General features: G+C 40.7%; 23 protein-coding genes. 20 read left to right on the top strand and 3 right to left on the bottom strand.

Annotated elements, in window-relative coordinates:
• The first annotated feature begins 24 nt into the window (after positions 1-24).
• The 5 genes from ACNQGS_RS07780 to msrB all read left to right on the top strand — a co-directional run bounded on the left by ACNQGS_RS07780 (position 25) and on the right by msrB (position 3,243).
• Positions 25-603, top strand: coding sequence for an SCO family protein (locus tag ACNQGS_RS07780; RefSeq protein WP_491486826.1), 579 nt, complete (start codon positions 25-27; stop codon positions 601-603).
• A gap of 106 nt (positions 604-709) precedes the next feature.
• Positions 710-1,540, top strand: coding sequence for an SGNH/GDSL hydrolase family protein (locus ACNQGS_RS07775; protein ID WP_491486825.1), 831 nt, complete (start codon positions 710-712; stop codon positions 1,538-1,540).
• Between the two features lie 5 nt (positions 1,541-1,545).
• Complete coding sequence (locus ACNQGS_RS07770; protein ID WP_491486824.1) at positions 1,546-2,130, top strand: YpmS family protein; 585 nt, start codon at positions 1,546-1,548, stop codon at positions 2,128-2,130.
• 196 nt (positions 2,131-2,326) lie between these two features.
• A complete protein-coding gene (gene msrA / locus ACNQGS_RS07765; protein WP_491486856.1) occupies positions 2,327-2,812 on the top strand; it encodes a peptide-methionine (S)-S-oxide reductase MsrA in 486 nt (161 codons plus the stop codon).
• Positions 2,809-3,243: a peptide-methionine (R)-S-oxide reductase MsrB gene (msrB, locus tag ACNQGS_RS07760; protein WP_423798858.1), complete on the top strand. Its 435-nt coding sequence runs from the start codon at positions 2,809-2,811 to the stop codon at positions 3,241-3,243. Before msrA ends, msrB begins: the two co-directional genes overlap by 4 nt.
• Before the next feature lie 26 nt (positions 3,244-3,269).
• Here the strand turns inward: msrB and ACNQGS_RS07755 are convergent, their stop codons facing one another.
• Positions 3,270-3,869, bottom strand: coding sequence for a DUF502 domain-containing protein (locus ACNQGS_RS07755; protein WP_491486823.1), 600 nt, complete (start codon positions 3,867-3,869; stop codon positions 3,270-3,272).
• A gap of 119 nt (positions 3,870-3,988) precedes the next feature.
• Between ACNQGS_RS07755 and ACNQGS_RS07750 the strand changes: the two genes are divergently transcribed.
• Entirely contained in the window at positions 3,989-4,153 is a 165-nt protein-coding gene (locus tag ACNQGS_RS07750; RefSeq protein ID WP_491486822.1) for a YjcZ family sporulation protein, read from the top strand.
• Positions 4,154-4,192: 39 nt separating this feature from the next.
• Here ACNQGS_RS07750 and ACNQGS_RS07745 read toward each other — a convergent pair whose 3' ends face one another.
• Positions 4,193-5,545, bottom strand: coding sequence for a TrkH family potassium uptake protein (locus ACNQGS_RS07745; protein ID WP_491486821.1), 1,353 nt, complete (start codon positions 5,543-5,545; stop codon positions 4,193-4,195).
• Between the two features lie 170 nt (positions 5,546-5,715).
• Here ACNQGS_RS07745 and ACNQGS_RS07740 point away from each other — a divergent pair, with 170 nt between their 5' ends.
• The 10 genes from ACNQGS_RS07740 to yodN all read left to right on the top strand — a co-directional run bounded on the left by ACNQGS_RS07740 (position 5,716) and on the right by yodN (position 15,144).
• Positions 5,716-7,059: an aspartate aminotransferase family protein gene (locus ACNQGS_RS07740; protein WP_491486820.1), complete on the top strand. Its 1,344-nt coding sequence runs from the start codon at positions 5,716-5,718 to the stop codon at positions 7,057-7,059.
• 17 nt (positions 7,060-7,076) lie between these two features.
• A complete protein-coding gene (locus ACNQGS_RS07735) occupies positions 7,077-7,769 on the top strand; it encodes a CoA transferase subunit A (protein WP_491486818.1) in 693 nt (230 codons plus the stop codon).
• Positions 7,754-8,419 (top strand): 3-oxoacid CoA-transferase subunit B, encoded by a 666-nt coding sequence (locus ACNQGS_RS07730; protein WP_491486817.1) that lies wholly within the window; start codon positions 7,754-7,756, stop codon positions 8,417-8,419. The genes ACNQGS_RS07735 and ACNQGS_RS07730 overlap by 16 nt, the downstream gene beginning before the upstream one ends.
• A gap of 32 nt (positions 8,420-8,451) precedes the next feature.
• Positions 8,452-9,720: a peptidase gene (locus ACNQGS_RS07725; protein WP_491486816.1), complete on the top strand. Its 1,269-nt coding sequence runs from the start codon at positions 8,452-8,454 to the stop codon at positions 9,718-9,720.
• A 100-nt stretch (positions 9,721-9,820) separates the two neighbouring features.
• Entirely contained in the window at positions 9,821-10,675 is an 855-nt protein-coding gene (ablB, locus tag ACNQGS_RS07720) for a putative beta-lysine N-acetyltransferase (protein ID WP_491486815.1), read from the top strand.
• A 64-nt stretch (positions 10,676-10,739) separates the two neighbouring features.
• On the top strand, positions 10,740-12,131 hold the full coding sequence (locus ACNQGS_RS07715; RefSeq protein WP_491486855.1) for a sigma-54 interaction domain-containing protein: 1,392 nt from the start codon (positions 10,740-10,742) through the stop codon (positions 12,129-12,131).
• Positions 12,132-12,296: 165 nt separating this feature from the next.
• Complete coding sequence (gene kamA / locus ACNQGS_RS07710; protein WP_491486814.1) at positions 12,297-13,730, top strand: lysine 2,3-aminomutase; 1,434 nt, start codon at positions 12,297-12,299, stop codon at positions 13,728-13,730.
• A gap of 12 nt (positions 13,731-13,742) precedes the next feature.
• Positions 13,743-14,024, top strand: a complete 282-nt coding sequence (locus ACNQGS_RS07705) for a YokU family protein (protein ID WP_213145325.1) — start codon at positions 13,743-13,745, stop codon at positions 14,022-14,024.
• A 74-nt stretch (positions 14,025-14,098) separates the two neighbouring features.
• A complete protein-coding gene (locus ACNQGS_RS07700; protein WP_213145133.1) occupies positions 14,099-14,329 on the top strand; it encodes a YozE family protein in 231 nt (76 codons plus the stop codon).
• A 119-nt stretch (positions 14,330-14,448) separates the two neighbouring features.
• Positions 14,449-15,144, top strand: coding sequence for a germination protein YodN (yodN, locus tag ACNQGS_RS07695; RefSeq protein ID WP_491486813.1), 696 nt, complete (start codon positions 14,449-14,451; stop codon positions 15,142-15,144).
• A 3-nt stretch (positions 15,145-15,147) separates the two neighbouring features.
• On the opposite strand, the gene ACNQGS_RS07690 is transcribed toward yodN, so the two are convergent.
• Complete coding sequence (locus tag ACNQGS_RS07690; RefSeq protein WP_491486812.1) at positions 15,148-15,312, bottom strand: hypothetical protein; 165 nt, start codon at positions 15,310-15,312, stop codon at positions 15,148-15,150.
• A 170-nt stretch (positions 15,313-15,482) separates the two neighbouring features.
• On the opposite strand from ACNQGS_RS07690, the gene ACNQGS_RS07685 reads away from it, so the two are divergent.
• From ACNQGS_RS07685 to ACNQGS_RS07670, 4 genes are all read left to right on the top strand, one after another.
• Positions 15,483-15,656, top strand: a complete 174-nt coding sequence (locus tag ACNQGS_RS07685; protein ID WP_213120491.1) for a YozD family protein — start codon at positions 15,483-15,485, stop codon at positions 15,654-15,656.
• A gap of 172 nt (positions 15,657-15,828) precedes the next feature.
• The gene (locus ACNQGS_RS07680) at positions 15,829-16,005 is read left to right on the top strand and encodes a hypothetical protein (protein ID WP_241114008.1); all 177 of its coding nucleotides are present in this window, start codon (positions 15,829-15,831) and stop codon (positions 16,003-16,005) included.
• A gap of 24 nt (positions 16,006-16,029) precedes the next feature.
• Entirely contained in the window at positions 16,030-16,851 is an 822-nt protein-coding gene (locus ACNQGS_RS07675; protein ID WP_491486811.1) for a serine/threonine protein kinase, read from the top strand.
• Positions 16,838-17,608, top strand: a complete 771-nt coding sequence (locus tag ACNQGS_RS07670; protein ID WP_491486810.1) for a sporulation protein — start codon at positions 16,838-16,840, stop codon at positions 17,606-17,608. Before ACNQGS_RS07675 ends, ACNQGS_RS07670 begins: the two co-directional genes overlap by 14 nt.
• Positions 17,609-17,891 lie beyond the last annotated feature (283 nt).

Raw genomic sequence — 17,891 nt, 5'->3', positions numbered from 1 at the left:
AAAAGAGGAAGGTAGTGTGTTTAGATGAAATTTCGACTGGTCATGATATTTTTAGTCATTTCTAGTATGCTGCTTGCAGCTTGTGGACAAAAAGAGATTAAGAATGCACTAAACTGGGAGGCAGCCGATTTTTCTGCGGTAAACCAGGATAATAAGGCAGTTTCACTAAAGGATTTAAAGGGAAAGATTTGGATTGCTGATTTTATTTTTACAAGCTGTGCAGATGTTTGCCCTCCGATGACTGCGAATATGACAAAACTGCAAAAAATGGTTAAGGATGAAGGATTGAAGAATGTCGAATTTGTTTCCTTCAGCGTTGATCCCACTGTTGACAGTCCTGAAGTACTAACTCGATATGCGAACCAATTTGGGGCAGATTTTTCAAATTGGACCTTTTTAACCGGATACTCTCAGCAGTTTATTGAAGGTTATGCCATGAAAACATTCAAGACGCTTGTAAAAAAACCTCAGAATGAAAATCAGGTCATCCATCAGACCTTTGTCTATTTGGTAGGTCCAGATGGAAAAATTAAAAAATCATATAATTTATATAAAGATGTTCCGTTTGATGAAATGATTCAGGATATAAAAATACTGCAATAGACCGTTATATACAGGTCTATTTTTTTCTGGGAATATGAGGGTATTATAGATTTGTTTTGAATGAGTTTGGTCATGTTATAATAAAATTAGTTTAGAAGGCAGGTGAATGGGCATGTATAAATTTTTCCCCCTTCTAATTCTCTCGGTATTGTTCCTAGGCTCTTGCAGCGAAACTGGGGAATGGGATTTACATCATGCAAAGCAAACGGCTGTACCGGTTTATGAACCTGTACCTGCTGATTTTATTCCGCGCACCTTAACAGTTCTCTCCGCAGGCGATTCCTTAACACAAGGTGTTGGCGACAGTACAGGAAAGGGCGGCTATTTGCCTTATTTAGAAACATTGCTGGAAAATGAAAAAGGCATCAAGGATGTAGATTTCTATAACTACGGGGTGAAGGGAAACCGGACCACTCAATTGCTGAAAAGGCTGAATGCACCTGAAATAAAGCCTGTCTTAAAGAAGGCCGATTTGGTTATTCTGACTATTGGCGGCAACGATATCATGAAGGTGGTCAGGGATCATCTCTCAAATCTTGAATATTCCGTTTTTATGGATGAAAAGGAGAACTATCGTAAACATTTGATTCAGATCATAGAGACAATAGTCAAGGAAAATCCAAATGCCTCCATTGTGTTGGTGGGTCTTTATAATCCCTTTTCTAAGTGGTTTTCAGATATTGAGGAATTTGATCAGATTGTTTCCGATTGGAACCAAACAGGTCAATCAGTCATTTCACAATATCCCAATGCTTACTTCGTTTCGATTGAAGATATATTTTTAAACAGCAGTGAAAACCTCCTATTTACTGATAATTTTCATCCAAATGATAAGGGCTATAAATTGATTGCTCAGCGGCTCAATGAAACAATGGAAGAACGTGTCTTGCCTGATTTGGACAGGAAGCCGTATATGGTTAGTACAGAGGAGAATTAGATTTTATGAAAAACAAATGGAAAGTTGGATTCCTAGTCTTGGCGGGAATCAACCTTTTATTCGCGATTGTCGTCCTATCGCTAGTGATGGGTACAGGATCGGATGCGAATCAAAAAAGCACTAAAATGAATGAAATAAAAGGTGACCACGTTTCCTTTCATGTGAACTCCAACAAATACGATTTGAATAAGCTAATTAATCATTATTTAAATGAAGAGTCTTCCGAATCCCCAATTGCTTATCGTGTTTTATTAGGAGACGAGGTGGAGTTGTATGGAAGTATTCCGGTTTTTAGTGAACAGGTCAAAATGAAATTGACATTTGAACCTGAAGCGCAAAAGAACGGGGATTTAGTTCTAAAGCAGAAATCTATGTCTGTTGGAAGTCTGCCTCTGCCCATTTCCTATGTTCTAAAGTTTATTGGAGATAATTATAAGCTTCCGGATGGTGTCGAAATCAGACCGAATGACAAATTGATTTATGTCCATATGCAGCAATTAAGGCTGAAAAGTGATTTGAAAATTAAAGTGGACCAATTTAATTTAAAAAAGGATCAAATCGCCTTTACGATCTTGGTGCCAGTTGATTAGGCTTATAGGTGAGCCAAAGAAAATAGTGTGTTATTTTGCGGTCCAGTTGAACTGGTCCGTTTTTTAATCAACAAATTTCCTTTTTGAAGCAACATTTTGTATACTCATAAATATCAAAGAATTTAAGATGAACGGGGTGGAGAGCTTGGACAGTAAAGAACAATTGGCGACATTTGCCGGTGGTTGTTTTTGGTGTATGGTGAAACCGTTTGATGAGCTTCCAGGCATTAAGAGTGTTATTTCGGGTTATACTGGCGGGACGATAGAAAATCCAACCTATCAGCAGGTTTGCTCTGACACAACTGGACATTATGAAGCGGTTCAAATTACTTTCGACCCGGAAATTTTTCCATATGAAAAACTGCTTGAATTATTTTGGCAGCAAATAGACCCAACGGACCCCGGCGGCCAGTTTTATGACCGCGGTCAATCCTATCAAACCGCTATATTTTACCACAATGAAACACAAAAAAGACTTGCAGAAGAATCAAAGCAGGCACTCGAGGAAAGTGGCCGTTTTAACAGGCCGATTGTGACCCCGGTTTTGCAGGCTTTGCCTTTCTATCCGGCCGAGGAGTACCATCAGCATTACTACAAGAAAAATCCAGCTCATTATCAAAGGTATCATATTGGATCAGGAAGATCTGGGTTTATTCAAAAGCACTGGGGAGATAAAGAATGACGAATCATAACAAGGAAGAATTAAAGAAGAGGCTTACACCGATGCAATTTGAGGTTACGCAAAATAACGGCACTGAACCGCCATTTAGAAATGAATATTGGAATGAAACAAGAGAGGGCATCTACGTAGATATTGTCTCAGGAAAACCACTCTTTAGTTCGCGCGATAAATTCGATGCCGGCTGCGGCTGGCCAAGTTTTACAAAGCCGATTGAAGAAGAGGAAATCACAGAAAAAGCGGATCACAGCCATTTTATGATTCGAACAGAGGTTCGGAGCAATTCAGCCGATTCCCACCTAGGCCACGTTTTTAACGATGGACCTGAACCAACCGGCCTGAGATACTGCATCAACTCTGCCGCATTGCGATTTATCCCGAAAGAAAAACTCGAAGAAGAAGGCTACGGACAATTTAACAAACTTTTCGATTAAAAAAAGCCGCAAGTGTGCGGCTTTTTTTACATTTGATTTTTTTCCTTCTGCTTTGAACTGGACGTCATCCCGCCGGATAGGATAAATTTCATGGCATCCTCCGGTTTTACATCAATAATTTCAATCTGCTCCTTTGGAATGAGAAAGGTAAAGCCCGCCACCTGAAAGGTCTGTGGAATATATACCGCCACATGGTCCTTTAATGGACTGTAAAAATCCTCTACCTGCTCGGATGTAATGAACCCCATACTTTTCATCTCGGTTCCGGGAATGACAACCAAAGCCACCTTTGAAAAAGATTTCTTATCCCCCAAAAAGGATTGTATAGTGTCCTTTATGACTGAATAAATCGTTTTTACTACAGGGATTTTTTCCAGCAGCCGATCAATTAGCCGGATGATTTTTCCTGATATGTACTTTGTCGATAGCCAGCCCAAAAGGGTAATCAGGATAATGGTCGTCAACAAGCCGATGCCTGGTATATAATCTTCCTTTAAGTACGGTCGTAACCGGTCACCAAGCAGCCCATCCAAAAATAAAAACGTTTTGTATATTACATAAATGACCAGTATAATCGGAACAATCGTCAAAATCCCGTTAATAAAACTTTTTAAAATTGCTTTCATTCATCTCACCTGCCAAACTAATATCGTCTTTCATAATATAGGCGAATGCACATACAGGTCAAGCACCCACTACATAAAGTAATCTTGAAAAGATATAATTTTTGGAGGAGTGAATGCGAATGTATTATGGTGGATATGGTATGGACGGCTGCTGCGGCGGCTATGGCGGAGGATTCGGCTATGGTGGCTATGGCGGAGGATTCGGATTTGGATATGGCGGCTTTGCGCTAATTGTCGTGTTGTTTATTCTCTTGATTATTATTGGCGCAAGCTGGGCCTACTAAAAAGTGCGGCTGACTCCTAAACCGGGGTCAGCCGTTTTTTTATCCGATAATAACCTTTTCCTTTGGATAATGGAATGTTTCTTCCCTTCCCTTGCCTCTTAACATCAGAAGGCAGGTAACAATTCCAACTCTTCCGATAAACATTAATATAATAATCAGTATTTTACCGAACGTTGATAAATTAGGTGTTAACCCCAGCGACAATCCGTTCGTTCCGAACGCAGAAGTGACCTCAACGATCACAGGAATCACGCTGCTGTTTTCAGTAATGGATAAGATGATGATTGACATCAAACACAGGAATGCTCCTGTTGTCATGACTATAAAAGACTTTATTACATCGTCGTGGTGTAGTTCCCTTTTAAATATTTTAATAGTCCCTTTGCCTTGGGCATAGAAAAATATCGTTAAAATAATAATGGCAAAAGTAGTTGTTCTGATTCCTCCGCTTGCACTGCTCGGTGAACCGCCAATAAACATTAACAGCGACATAAATAGCTGATTGCTTTGCGTGAATTCACTTAAATCTGTAGTCGCAAGGCCTGCACTCTTGGTTGTAACAGAGTGGAAAAAGGAATAAAAAAAGGATTGGTGCCAATTTTTATCCGCAAAAAAATGATGAATGTCCAGGAGGAAAATAATGATTCCACCAAGTAGAGTAAGGATTACAAAGGTCAAGGTTGTTAATTTTGTAAACAGGGTAAAGTGAAATTTTTTTTTGCTCTTTAAATTTAAGAAGAAATCAAGTACCTCTACAATTACAGGAAACCCGATTGCTCCAATGATAATTAAGAGCATAACCATAAATTGAACAAAGTAGTCATGGTCATAAGGAATTAGGGATGCCCCCGTAAGATCGAATCCAGCATTCGTTGTTGCACTGATAGAGATAAAAAAACCATGTTTAAACGCGGGTAAGGCCCTGTCATAATATTTTAGTAAATGAATACCTAATATAATTCCTCCGATAAATTCAATTGTAATGATAAAAATAAATATTCTCTTAGCCAAATGGACCAATCCCGAAAGGTTTGATTGGTTGTGGTCAATCATGAGCAATTGCCTTTCCTTTAATCCCACTTTTTTTCCCAGCATCACCCAAAGAAACGTACTTAAAGACATAACGCCAAGCCCGCCCACTTGAAGAATGGCGCAAAGTAGAAAAATCCCAAAATTATTAAACGTATCCTTCAAGGAAATGACGCTTAAGCCGGTAACGCTGATGGCGCTTGCAGCTGTAAACATCGCATCAATAAAGCTAATTTTTACATTGGGAAGGTGCACCAAAGGTAATTTCAATAGAAATGTCGAAATAATAAGTGCAGATAAATAAAAGATAAAAATCAATTGAAATGTCGAAAGTTCCCTCGTCTTCGACCGTAGCTTCTTCATAGAGTCCATTTAAATTCATTCCTTATATAATCTCCCTGTTATTCTATAATAAGCTTTGCAAATTGTAAAAGGCCGGAAAGAAACAAAATGGTGAATCATACAATTTCAATAAGGAAATGAATCTATTAGCTTCTTAATTTTGCATTATGCAGAGGGAAGTGGTTTATAGGGTGGAACAGTCGTATTTAATTAAGCCCATGCTTGATGGGTCATATCCCGTCATCGATTATGGAAAAGGCGTCTATTTATATGACAAGAACGGAAAGAAGTACTTAGATGCCGCTTCTGGGGCTGTCACAGCCAATATCGGTCATGGAGAAAAAGAGATTATTAAGGCGATGGAAGAGCAGGCCCAAAAGGTCTCGTTCGTGTACCGTTCGCAGTTTACCAGTGAAGCAGCTGAAAAACTAGCTAAAAAGATTGCTAAGCTATTGCCGGAAGATTTGAATTGGAGCTTTTTCGTCAACAGCGGTTCCGAAGCCACGGAAACTGCCATGAAAATGGCAATCCAATATTGGCAGGAAAAAGGAATTACCACGAAAAATAAGATTTTGTCCAGATGGGTTAGTTACCATGGGATAACTTTGGGAGCGCTTTCGATGTCCGGCCATCCTGGAAGAAGGGCAAGATTTGTTCCACTTTTAGAGGAGTTTCCAGTCATCCATCCCCCTTATTGCTACCGCTGTCCATACCATCTTGAAGCACCTGCCTGTCAATATCTTTGCGCCCGTGAGCTAGAAACTGCCATCAACAGAATCGGGGCAGATAAAATTGCCGCCTTTATCGCAGAGCCTGTCATAGGTGCTGCTGGCGGAGCCATTTCCCCGCCAAAGGATTATTTAAAAGTGATAAAGAAAATTTGTGATGACCATGACATTCTGTTTATTGCAGACGAAGTAATGACAGGAGCTGGCCGGACTGGTGCGATGCTGGCATCTGAGCATTGGGGCGTCATTCCAGATATTGTCGCCTTAGGAAAGGGGCTTGGAGCAGGGTATGCACCGATTGCCGCTGCTGTTGCCAGTGATAAAATCATCGAGCCGATTCTCGCAGGCTCCAAAGTGGTCATGAGTGGTCATACATTAAGTGCCAATCCGCAAAGCTGTGCTGCCGCTTTAGCGGTCCTAGAATATTTGGAAAAAAATCAGATTATGAGAACAGTAGGAAGCAAGGGTGAGTTTTTACGAAAGGAACTTGAAAAACTAAAGAGCCAATTTTGGTTTATAGGGGATGTCAGAGGGATGGGCCTTCTACTCGGAATTGAATTTGTAGAGGACCAAACATCAAGAAGACCGTTTCCTAGAAATGCGCAAGTTACGCAAAGAATGGTGGAGCTTGCCAAGGAAAAAGGGCTGATTGTATATCCTGCAGGTGCAGGAATAGATGGGGTAAATGGTGACTCGATTATAATTTCACCTCCATTAACTATTACCGAAGTAGAAATGAATGAATTAATTCACTTATTAAAGGAAGCATTTTCAGCCTTTTCAAAGGAAATCAATTTATCGGAATGACTGGGTGGTGTAAAAGGATGAAAAACCCATTTGGGAAAATCACAACCTTGGAGAAGGTAATGGAGCTTTTTCATGACGGAATGACGTTAATGTTTGGCGGCTTTGGCGGTGTAGGGACTCCGCCGGGTTTAATCGATGGGATTCTCGAAAAAGGTATTCGCAATTTGACACTAATCGGAAATGACACTGGTTTTCCCCATATTGGAATTGGAAAATTGGTCAGCCAGGAAAGGGCGAAAAAAGTGATTGCCTCACATATAGGGTCAAATCCATTTGCCGGTCAGTTCATGCATGAGGGAAAGCTTGAGGTGGAGTTTTCCCCACAAGGCATTCTCGCTGAAAGAATTCGTGCGGGCGGTGTAGGACTCCCTGGAATTTTATCCGATATCGGCAAGGACATTGAGCTGGTAGCGGGAGGTAAACAGAGGGTCTTGCTGAACGGTGAAGAATATTTAGTTGAGGAAGCATTAACAGCGGAGGTTTCCATCGTATTTGCGAAAAAGGCTGATGAATATGGAAATTTAATTTATGACAAGAGTGCCCGCAATACCAATCCGCTTGTGGCCATGGCGGGTGCGATCACGATTGCCGAAGTAGAAGAAATTGTTCCCCTCGGCGCTCTTAATGCGGAAGAAATTATTACACCCGGAGTATTCGTGGATTATATCATTCCAACTAAAGGGGTGAACTGGAAATGGGCATGGGAGTAGATATACGTAATAAACTAGCGAAACGTGCAGCAGAAGAAATTCAAAATGGGATGGTAGTGAATCTTGGTATCGGCATCCCTTCCCTCGTTCCTAATCACCTCAAGAAAGGGGTAAACGTTATTTTTCATGCGGAAAATGGCATTACTGGAATGGGCCAAAGTCCGATAAAAGGTGAGGAGGACGAAAACCTTTGCAATGCAGGGGGCTTTCCTGTCACGTTAAACATCGGCGGTTCCTATTGTGATAGTGCGGTTTCGTTTGGCATGATCCGCAGCGGCAAAATAGATATCACGATTTTAGGCTCCCTTCAGGTAAGCCAGAAGGGAGATTTAGCGAACTGGATTGTACCTGGCAAGAAGGTCCCGGGGATGGGCGGGGCAATGGAGCTTGCCCAAAAGGCAAAGAAAGTTATTGTCCTGATGAACCACTGTGATAAACTAGGCCGCTCAAAAATCGTCAAGGAGTGTACGATGCCCCTTACTTCCAGGGAATGTGTGGATTTGATTATTACGGAATTAGCTGTTTTTCAAGTGACAGACGAAGGACTGCTTTTAACAGAAATATTTGCCCAAGGTAATCTTGAAGATGTAGTCAATAAAACCCAATGTGAATTTGCTATTAGTGAGAATTTGAAAGAAATCCCCTATTAAATGCAGCATAGTTAATAAAGGGAGTGGTGCAAATGCAAAATCATGAAGCTCAAATCAACACCTGGTTGAAGGAGAACCGTGCAAGAGGGGCAAGGCTCTTGCAAATCCTTGTCAGGGAAAACTCCACAAGAGGGAACGAAAGCAGTGCTCAGGCGATTCTCATTGAAAAGTGCCGCCAGCTTGGATTAACACTTGATATTTGGGAAATTGGCAGTGAGGAATTAAAAAATCACCCAGCCTACTGCTGTGATCGACATAACTTCGAGGGAAACCCTAACCTAGTTGCTGTGTTAAAGGGCACAGGTGGAGGAAAATCTCTCATTCTCAATGGTCATATTGATGTGGTTCCGGTTGGCAATGAGTCAAGCTGGGAACGGGATCCCTTTAGCGGGCATATCGAATGCGGAAAGCTGTACGGCAGGGGGGCCACCGATATGAAAGGGGGAACCGCCGCCCTTTTAATGGCGCTTGAGTCCATTATTGCCTCTGGAATAAAGCTTAAAGGCGACGTCATTTTTCAGAGTGTTATAGAAGAGGAAAGCGGCGGCGCGGGAACGCTTGCGGCTGTACTAAGAGGATACAGTGCCGACGGAGCGATAATCCCAGAACCGACGAATATGAAAATTTTCCCGAAGCAGCAGGGCTCTATGTGGTTTAGAATTACCGTAAAAGGCAAGGCAGCACACGGAGGAACTCGCTACGAAGGCGTTAGTGCAATTGAGAAATCGGTAAAAGTCATTCAAAGATTGCAGCAATTAGAGAAAGACCGGAATGCCAAAATTTCAGACCCGCTTTATCAGAAAATCCCAATCCCAATTCCTATTAATATTGGAAAAATCACAAGCGGTGAATGGCCGTCATCGGTGCCTGACACTGCTGTGATTGAAGGCAGGATGGGGGTTGCCCCGAATGAAACAATGCAATCTGCTCAGGCTGAAATGGAAGCTTGTCTTAACGAGCTTAATGAGCAGGATTCTTGGTTTAAGGATCATCCTTTAACCATCGAATGGTTTGGCGGCAGATGGCTGCCCGGTAATATGGAAAGCAGCCATCCATTAATGAAGAAGCTTTCTGCAAGTTTTAGAGAGGTTAATGGGGAGGAACCAGTGGTGGAGGCAAGCCCATGGGGAACCGATGGCGGAATTCTATCAGCCGTGGGGAATACACCAGTTGTTGTGTTCGGCCCGGGGACTACGGAAATTGCCCATGATGCCAATGAATATATTATTCTCGATGAAATGTTTGCCGCAAGCGAGATAATCGCTCTAACCATTTTAAAATGGTGCGGAGTACAGGAATAGTGTTGTAAAATCAGAATACTGCCGGCGAAATGTCTGGCTTGGAAAAGCCAGACATTTTCCTGGAAAATAAGTAACTTTTTTGAAAAAAGGGGTGATGATGATGAATCATTTACCAACGACAATTTTTGAAAATCATTCCACCTTCTATATGGAAGTCTGTATTGACTCATTTAATAAACGAATCCGAGTCGACGACTATCGCGGGAATATAAAGAAAATCCTGGTAAGGGCAGAGGAACTCGTCAAACAGCATCAGGTGGAAAAGCTAATCATCAAAGCTCGAATGGAAGATACGATTTCCCTTTTTGAATTTGGTCTTCAGCCGGAAGCGATCGTAGACCATTATTTCCGGGGTTCGGATGCATATTTTTATACAAAATATTATATTTCTAATCGGAAGAAAAACGACCATTGGATTACCGAAGACGCAATCATTCACAGTATTTATCAATTGGATCATGTCCAGCAAAATTTAACCCCGCCAAAAGATTACGAGATTAAAAAAGCTGATGAAGACCAGGCAGCCAAGCTATCTGCTCTTTACCGGCAGGTGTTTCAAATCTATCCAACTCCATTAAATGACCCGGAATATATAAAAAAGACAATGCGGGATGGGACAATCTATTATGTTTTTTTACATCAGGGGGACATCGTCAGTGCAGCTTCTGCGGAAATAAACGATTTTTATAAAAATGCGGAATTAACAGATTGTGCAACGCTTCCGGAGCACCGGAAATATGGACTGATGAAGATTCTCCTGAATGAACTTGAGGGTGAATTAATTAAAAAAGGGATTTTTTGCAGCTATTCAATCGCCAGGGCATTGTCATTTGGGATGAATGCAGCCCTATATCAGCTCGGCTATTCTTACCGCGGAAGGCTCATGAATAATGTCTATATCTATGACAAGCTGGAGGATATGAATATGTGGGTAAAGAATTTGGCAGGCTGCTAGCTTTTTGGCAGATGGTGCCCGTTTTTCGGCACCAGGTATACTGGCCGGAGGGGCAGGTGAAATAATGGGCCAATTAACTGCTTTAACACAGGAAGTTCTAAGTGCCATTTTAAAAAGTATTGATGAAGGAATCCATGTGGTTAATATCGAAGGGAAGACCATTTTTTATAATGAAGTAGCGGCAAGGCATGATGGAATGGAGGTGACAGAGGTTCTTGGGAAGCACCTGTTAGAGGCTTTCCCTTCCCTAACAGAAGATTCAAGCACCTTGTTAAAGGTTATCAAAACAGCTAAGCCAATCTATAACCAGACCCAAGAATACGTTAATTTACATGGCACCAGAATTGACACCATGAATACTACCTTGCCAATTCTGCTGAATGATGAAATTATCGGTGCAGTTGAAATTGCAAAAGATTATTCGCGGATGAAACTGCTTGCGGAAAGGCTGCTAGACCTGCAAAAAGGACTGAACAAAAGCAAACGGAAAAAGACCCCTCCGCAGGTCCGCTATACGTTAAATGATTTAAAAACGGTAAACCCAATCTTCAATAGAATGAAGGAGGAAGCCAGGAAACTGGCAAAATCGGATTCTCCCATCCTTGTATACGGTGAATCTGGTACCGGTAAAGAATTATTTATACAAGGAATTCATCATGAATCAAGACGGTCAAACGGGCCCTTTATTGCGCAAAATTGCGCTGCCATCCCTGAAACCCTGCTTGAAAGTATGCTGTTTGGAACGGCCAAAGGAAGCTATACGGGGGCCGTTGACAGAAAAGGGTTATTTGAGCTTGCTGATGGGGGCACCCTGTTTCTTGATGAACTTCACGCGATGCCAATTGAATTGCAGGCGAAGCTCCTTAGGGTTTTAGAGGAGGGGATGGTCAGAAGAGTGGGGAGTTCTGAAACCAGTGCCGTGGATGTCCGTGTCATCGCTGCGATAAATGTTCATCCAAATAAATTACTTCAAGAAGAAAAACTGCGCTCTGACCTTTATTATCGCTTAAATGTATTTACCTTTTCTTTGTTGCCGCTTCGGGAAAGAAAGGAAGATATTATTTATTTATGCAAATTCTTCATACAAGAATATAATCATAAACTCAAAAAAAATATCCTAGGAATGGAAGGAAACCTAGAAATCCTCTTCATGGATTATCAATGGCCTGGAAATGTCCGTGAATTAAAACATACATTGGAATATATGATGAATGTCTGCAATGGCAGTTTATTAACCACTGAAGACTTGCCAATAATGTTAAAGCAGCATTCATCCCTTATAAGAAGGAATGTCAGGGAATGTGTAAATCTATCACTGCGTCAACATGTCGATGACCTTGAAAGAAAACTGATCATCGAGGCGTTGGAACAATCCGGCGGCAATGTAAAACAGGCTGCCGAGCTTTTGGAAATCCCAAGACAGACTTTACAATATAAATTAAAAAAATTGATGTAATGTTAATTGGTGCCGACTTTTCGGCACCTTTTCATTTTCTAAAAATGAAAAAAAGTATTCAATTCCTCCTTCTGACCGGCAGAACACAAACGGGCACCTTTGTTTTTCGCTTTGGCACGATACTTGCATAATATTAAAGTAAGCAAGGAGTAGGAGGAATAATGAATGAAACAATTTTTATATAAGCCTAACCGGCATTGGAAAGACATAGAGCTTTGGAAAAATGTAACGGAAGATCAGTGGAACGATTGGCTTTGGCAGTTAACCAATACAATTCGTACCCTTGACGATTTAAAAAAGGTAATCAATCTTACCCCCGATGAAGAAGAGGGGGTAAGAATCTCAACTAAAACCATCCCCTTAAACATTACACCTTATTACGCATCCCTAATGAATCCTGATGATCCACGCTGTCCAATCAGAATGCAATCTGTCCCAGTCGGAAAGGAAATTTATAAGACAAAATACGATCTTGAAGATCCCTTATATGAAGACGAGGATTCGCCGGTTTCTGGATTAACACACCGTTATCCAGACAGGGTTTTATTTCTGGTCACGAATCAGTGCTCGATGTATTGCCGCTATTGTACAAGACGGCGGTTCTCCGGGCAGATTGGTATGGGCGTTCCAAAAAAGCAGCTTGATGCAGCCATTTCCTATATACGGCAGACCCCGCAGGTAAGGGATGTTCTTATTTCCGGCGGAGACGGGCTGTTAATCAATGATAATATTTTGGAATATATCTTGAAGAATTTGCGCGAAATCGACCATATCGAAATTATTCGTATCGGGACAAGAGCACCTGTTGTTTTTCCACAAAGAATTACGGAAAACCTTTGCAACATTTTAAAAAAATACCACCCTATTTGGCTAAATACACATTTCAATACTTCAATTGAAATAACAGAAGATTCGAAACGTGCGTGTGAAATGCTAGCAAATGCCGGTGTTCCTGTTGGCAATCAGTCCGTTATCCTTGCCGGAATCAACGACAGTGTTCCGATTATGAAAAAATTAATGCATGACCTCGTGAAAATTCGGGTACGGCCATATTATATTTACCAATGTGATTTGTCAGAAGGGATTGGCCATTTCCGTGCCCCAGTTTCCAAGGGGCTTGAAATCATTGAGGGACTTCGCGGCCATACTTCTGGGTATGCGGTACCTACCTTTGTGGTAGACGCTCCCGGCGGCGGCGGAAAAATTGCTCTGCAGCCGAATTATCTGATTTCCCAAAGCCCTGAGAAAGTTGTCCTCCGCAATTTTGAAGGAGTGATTACCTCTTATCCAGAGCCGGAAAATTATCTGCCTGGCAGAGCAGATGCCTATTTTAAAGAGGTTTATCCAGATATAGATGAGAAAAAATCGCTCAATGGCATCGCTGGAATTATGAATGACCAGCACTTTAATCTTGTTCCGGAAGGTTTGTCGAGATTAAATCGCCGTAAGGGATACACCGAAGATCCTGCCCACTCCACATTAAAGGATAAGCGAAGCAAGCGGGATGAATTGAAGGAGAAAAAGTATCAAGCGTTAATCCAAAAGGAGAATGAAGCGGAGCAAAATACCGAAGTAAAGGCAGACTCGCCAACAGAGTAGGGAAAGGAGTTGATGGTCTTGGTTTGTGAATGGTGCAGCAGTGAAAACGTAAAAAGTGTTTCCAGTACAGTTTATTGGGAATTGCCTGATGGCTCGCGGGCAATTGAAATCACGGAGACACCTGCTTTCGACTGTCCTGATTGTTCCATGGTATATCAAAGCGAGGCGACCATTAAAGAAATAGAAGATCAATTATTTTTAATTGACAGTAAGAAGGTGGGGAAGATCATTACTTTTAAGGAGCTTATGAGCATCCCTCGCTTATTAAAAAGAAACTACTTTGATTTTTCATAAGTACTGGACACGTGAGAGTGGTTGGATTAATATTTATTGATAAAAAGAAGTCTTTTTAGAAAGGCGTTTTATCAATGAATAAATCATTTTACCATTTTTTAATGAAATACCGGCATCCGGCCCCAAAAGACGCAATCAGCCGGTTTGCCAATCACGCCTATTTGGATCATGACTTTCCTAAATATTCACTGGATTATTATGAACTAACGGCCTATCTTGAACTTAACGGCCATTATTTGGATTCTATGTCAACCTTTGATGAGGCCTGGCAGATATATACTTTGTCAGAGTATAAAGACCGATAAATCGCCTTCATGATGAGGCGATTTTTTCATTTTAAAAATGTCTAGCGCTTTTAAAAAGATGTTCGCATATACTATTGTAATCAAAATTCACGGCTAATCTTTAAAGGGGAGGAGAGGAAATGACAAAAAGGAAAAAACCAAAGTATAAAATAGGCGATACGGTTGTGATTACAATTTACGGGACTGTAGGCAGAGTGACGGATGTGAAATGGCTGGACGGAGATTATGTGTATGAAGTCAATAAAAGCCATGGTTTATTTAATGAATCAGCATTGGAATTGCTCTCAGAATATGATGGCAAGGTCTTAGAACAGGAACAAATTGATATAGAATACAAGTTTTTTATAGGCGATTTGGTTCAAGTTAGCGGCTACGGTGCGGATCTTTTTAAAGTGATTGGCTTTCGGACAGAAATTTGGCGCTATAAAGAAGACGCCTGGGAAGATGTCATTTACGAATTGTCAAGGATAAGTGACGGGGAATGGCTGGAAGTCGGGGAAGAAGAATTGACACTTGTCGCTGATGCAGAAAGTGCTGATACATTTATTCAAAAGCTTGGTCTTTTATACTTAGTGAACAAACAAGATAAAACCACAAAAAGCCCAAATATACAGAACATGGTGAGAAAAGCAGAATTTGAAGAAATTTCTCGCAAAAAGGAGAAAAAAGAATTAATTGATAATCTGTTAGACATATTTAATGACTACCGAATTCTTTATGAATTATTTCATGATCAAGAATATTATCAAGTTATGCGGGTTATCCTGAAGAAGTTGGAAAGTCTTGTTAATAACGATGGCAAAAGCCATGTCTAGCTGTCAAGTTAATATTTCAAACAATAGATAAAGAATAAATGGAATACCAGCCCATTTAATAAGAGAAAACAAGGAATCTAAGATTTTTTCGAAATATTGGAGGGTGACGCTATCCTCACGATTTACATCTTCCATCCAAGCCTCAAGTTTCCAAAGTAAATTCGTCATACAATCACCTCGTCGATATCTTGTTATTCATCCTATGCTTGTCCAGCAATTTCAGAACTGAAAAATTTTAATCTTCAATAGAATTCCACCTCGAACCAATTAGACATCCCAAAGTAACTAGCATGAAAAAGCTTTAACGGTCATACATTCTGTAAAAAGGGGGCGATGACTTGAGAGAAATTGAAGTATTTATTGATACAGAAGAAATTGCTGAATTTTTCTTTCACGAACTTGTCAAAAGAGGATACGTTCCTAGCGAAGAGGAATTAGAGGAAATCGCAGACATTACGTTCGAATATTTAATTGAAAAAAGCATTATTGATGAAGAAGTACAGGATGATTAAGTTATAACTGCTTTCCTAAAAAAATGACTATTATATAGATGAAAACGAAAGACGAGCAGTCCATGCTCGCTTTTTGTTTTAAACGGGTAAAACGTCCTAAAAATTTTAAAAATCGCGAAACCTTTTTTTGTCCCTCTCGTATATATGAATACGAAAGATTGGGGGGATATTGATGTTCAAAAAAATCCTTAAATCAATTTTTAAGAACCAGCTTCATCATCAAAAGTATGGGTCTTCAAGTGACCATTGGAAAAAAAAGAACCATTATAAGCACAGCCAGATGGGGCATTATCACTATAAAAAGAAGCATAAAAGCGGCAGCTTCCTGTCTAGTTTCTTTAGCAGTTAACTGTGAAAAAAAGGGTCTGCCGAAATGTATAAAAGATTAATATTAGGTTTATCAAGTTTCATTGAAAAACCGTTTTCCAAAGAAGAAATAATTTCTGGCCGCTATAAGGTGATGGAGCATCTTGGGATGGGGAGTTACGGACATAGCTATTTAGTACTTGATCTTTCCTCCCAAGATTACAAAGTTTTAAAAGCATTAAGGCTTCATAAAAGAATCACCAGGACTGGCCTGAAAGGGTTTGAATTTGAAAAAGAATTGCTGAACTCCATTCACCATCCGGGTTTCCCACATTACTATGAGGGGGGTACATATAAACATATACCGTATTTTACAATGGAATATATCAAGGGTAAGAATTACGAGCAACTTATTTTCTCTGAGGGATGGAAGTTAACCGAAAGAAAAGCTTTTTCCATTGGCTATGAGCTGCTTGAGATGATCGGCTATCTTCATGAGCGAAATATTGTTCATAGGGATATCCGGATACCAAATGTAATTTTTGACGGGTCAGCGATTAAGTTAATTGATCTGGGGTTGGCCAGATCTTTGGGTAACGTCGGAGGTGAAAAATCCAAGGAATCGAACCCCCGGAAAGAGCTGAATTTCCAGGCTGATTTTTATGGTCTGGGTCACTTTCTGCTGTTTTTGATATATTCAAACTTCTCATTTCCTGAAAATAAGAAGGAAATGAGCTGGGAAGAGGAATTAGATATAACAGACAATGCTAAACACATTTTACGAAAATTGCTCATGCTTGAGACTCCTTATGACAATTGCGTGCAAGTAAAAAAAGATATACAAAATCTTATGAATGATTTAGGAGGAATAAACGATGTCACTCTTTAACAAAATGTTTGCCAGTGTTGGAATTGGCGCTGCGACCGTGGACACGAAGCTTGAAAAGGACACTTACATGCCGGGAGAAACAGTGAAAGGGGTTGTAGAAATAAAAGGGGGTAAAGTGGATCAACAGATTGAAGAAATTTACCTTGCTTTAAATACAACCTACTTAAAAGAATCGGATGACCGTAAGTATACGGTCACTGCCACCATCGACCGTTTCCGGATTACTACACCGTTTACAATAAATGTTAATGAGAAGAGGGAAATCCCGTTTACGTTCCAGCTGCCATATGATACTCCCTTATCTATTGGACGGTCTAAAGTGTGGGTTTCCACTGGATTAGATATTAAAGGAGCAGTGGATCCGGGGGACAAAGACTATCTCAAGGTTGTCCCCAACCCGTTAATGTCTGCGGTCTTTGATGCGGTCGACAGCCTTGGATTTAGAATTCGTGAGGCCGATTGTGAAGAAGCGCCGAGAAGATTGCGCGGACGCCTGCCATTTGTTCAAGAATTTGAGTTTGTTCCAGTATCCGGATCATTCCGTGGACGCTTAGATGAGCTTGAAGTTGTGTTCTTCCCTGCTGGAAATGGCGGTCTTGACCTAATGTTCCAGGTCGACCGCAAGACAAGAGGACTTTCTGGTTTATTCTCAGAAGCACTCGGAACGGATGAAACAAACGTAAGAATGACCGTTACCAATTCCGATATCCCTTCTCTAAGACAGCAAATCCAAAATGTGATTGGCAGATATTCTTAATAATTTATAAATATTAAACAATGGTGCCATTGTCAGGCTGTCGAAACAATCGATAGCCTTTTATTTTGCCCACCTTTTATAATAATTCACCGCGTTAATTAAAGGCTTTGCAACAAGTCTGTTGATTGGCGCTCCAGCCACTTCGCTTAGGAACGCAAGAAGGAAATGTCCGTCATAAAGTCGATGAGGGACAAAATCGAATGAACCCAAGAATAAAATGTTCTTCATAAAGCCGATGAAGGACAAAATCAAAGGAATCTAAGAGTGAAATGTCCCTGATAAA

This window comes from Neobacillus sp. PVCKKU3, from assembly GCF_058323225.1.
The sequence above is the reverse complement of the archived record's forward strand: the minus strand, read 5'-3'. Positions and strand labels throughout refer to the sequence as shown.

Excerpts from the sequence above, each read along its gene's own strand:
- ACNQGS_RS07755 (WP_491486823.1), bottom strand. The coding sequence starts at position 3,869 with ATGAAAGCAATTTTAAAAAGTTTTATTAACGGGATTTTGACGATTGTT.
- ACNQGS_RS07775 (WP_491486825.1), top strand. The coding sequence starts at position 710 with ATGGGCATGTATAAATTTTTCCCCCTTCTAATTCTCTCGGTATTGTTC.
- kamA (WP_491486814.1), top strand. The coding sequence starts at position 12,297 with ATGAAACAATTTTTATATAAGCCTAACCGGCATTGGAAAGACATAGAG.
- ACNQGS_RS07735 (WP_491486818.1), top strand. The coding sequence starts at position 7,077 with ATGAAAAACCCATTTGGGAAAATCACAACCTTGGAGAAGGTAATGGAG.
- ACNQGS_RS07690 (WP_491486812.1), bottom strand. The coding sequence starts at position 15,312 with ATGACGAATTTACTTTGGAAACTTGAGGCTTGGATGGAAGATGTAAAT.
- yodN (WP_491486813.1), top strand. The coding sequence starts at position 14,449 with ATGACAAAAAGGAAAAAACCAAAGTATAAAATAGGCGATACGGTTGTG.
- ACNQGS_RS07680 (WP_241114008.1), top strand. The coding sequence starts at position 15,829 with ATGTTCAAAAAAATCCTTAAATCAATTTTTAAGAACCAGCTTCATCAT.
- ACNQGS_RS07725 (WP_491486816.1), top strand. The coding sequence starts at position 8,452 with ATGCAAAATCATGAAGCTCAAATCAACACCTGGTTGAAGGAGAACCGT.
- ACNQGS_RS07705 (WP_213145325.1), top strand. The coding sequence starts at position 13,743 with ATGGTCTTGGTTTGTGAATGGTGCAGCAGTGAAAACGTAAAAAGTGTT.
- ACNQGS_RS07750 (WP_491486822.1), top strand. The coding sequence starts at position 3,989 with ATGTATTATGGTGGATATGGTATGGACGGCTGCTGCGGCGGCTATGGC.
- ablB (WP_491486815.1), top strand. The coding sequence starts at position 9,821 with ATGAATCATTTACCAACGACAATTTTTGAAAATCATTCCACCTTCTAT.
- ACNQGS_RS07700 (WP_213145133.1), top strand. The coding sequence starts at position 14,099 with ATGAATAAATCATTTTACCATTTTTTAATGAAATACCGGCATCCGGCC.
- ACNQGS_RS07715 (WP_491486855.1), top strand. The coding sequence starts at position 10,740 with ATGGGCCAATTAACTGCTTTAACACAGGAAGTTCTAAGTGCCATTTTA.
- ACNQGS_RS07730 (WP_491486817.1), top strand. The coding sequence starts at position 7,754 with ATGGGCATGGGAGTAGATATACGTAATAAACTAGCGAAACGTGCAGCA.
- ACNQGS_RS07675 (WP_491486811.1), top strand. The coding sequence starts at position 16,030 with ATGTATAAAAGATTAATATTAGGTTTATCAAGTTTCATTGAAAAACCG.
- msrB (WP_423798858.1), top strand. The coding sequence starts at position 2,809 with ATGACGAATCATAACAAGGAAGAATTAAAGAAGAGGCTTACACCGATG.
- ACNQGS_RS07670 (WP_491486810.1), top strand. The coding sequence starts at position 16,838 with ATGTCACTCTTTAACAAAATGTTTGCCAGTGTTGGAATTGGCGCTGCG.
- ACNQGS_RS07745 (WP_491486821.1), bottom strand. The coding sequence starts at position 5,545 with ATGAAGAAGCTACGGTCGAAGACGAGGGAACTTTCGACATTTCAATTG.
- msrA (WP_491486856.1), top strand. The coding sequence starts at position 2,327 with ATGGTGAAACCGTTTGATGAGCTTCCAGGCATTAAGAGTGTTATTTCG.
- ACNQGS_RS07780 (WP_491486826.1), top strand. The coding sequence starts at position 25 with ATGAAATTTCGACTGGTCATGATATTTTTAGTCATTTCTAGTATGCTG.
- ACNQGS_RS07770 (WP_491486824.1), top strand. The coding sequence starts at position 1,546 with ATGAAAAACAAATGGAAAGTTGGATTCCTAGTCTTGGCGGGAATCAAC.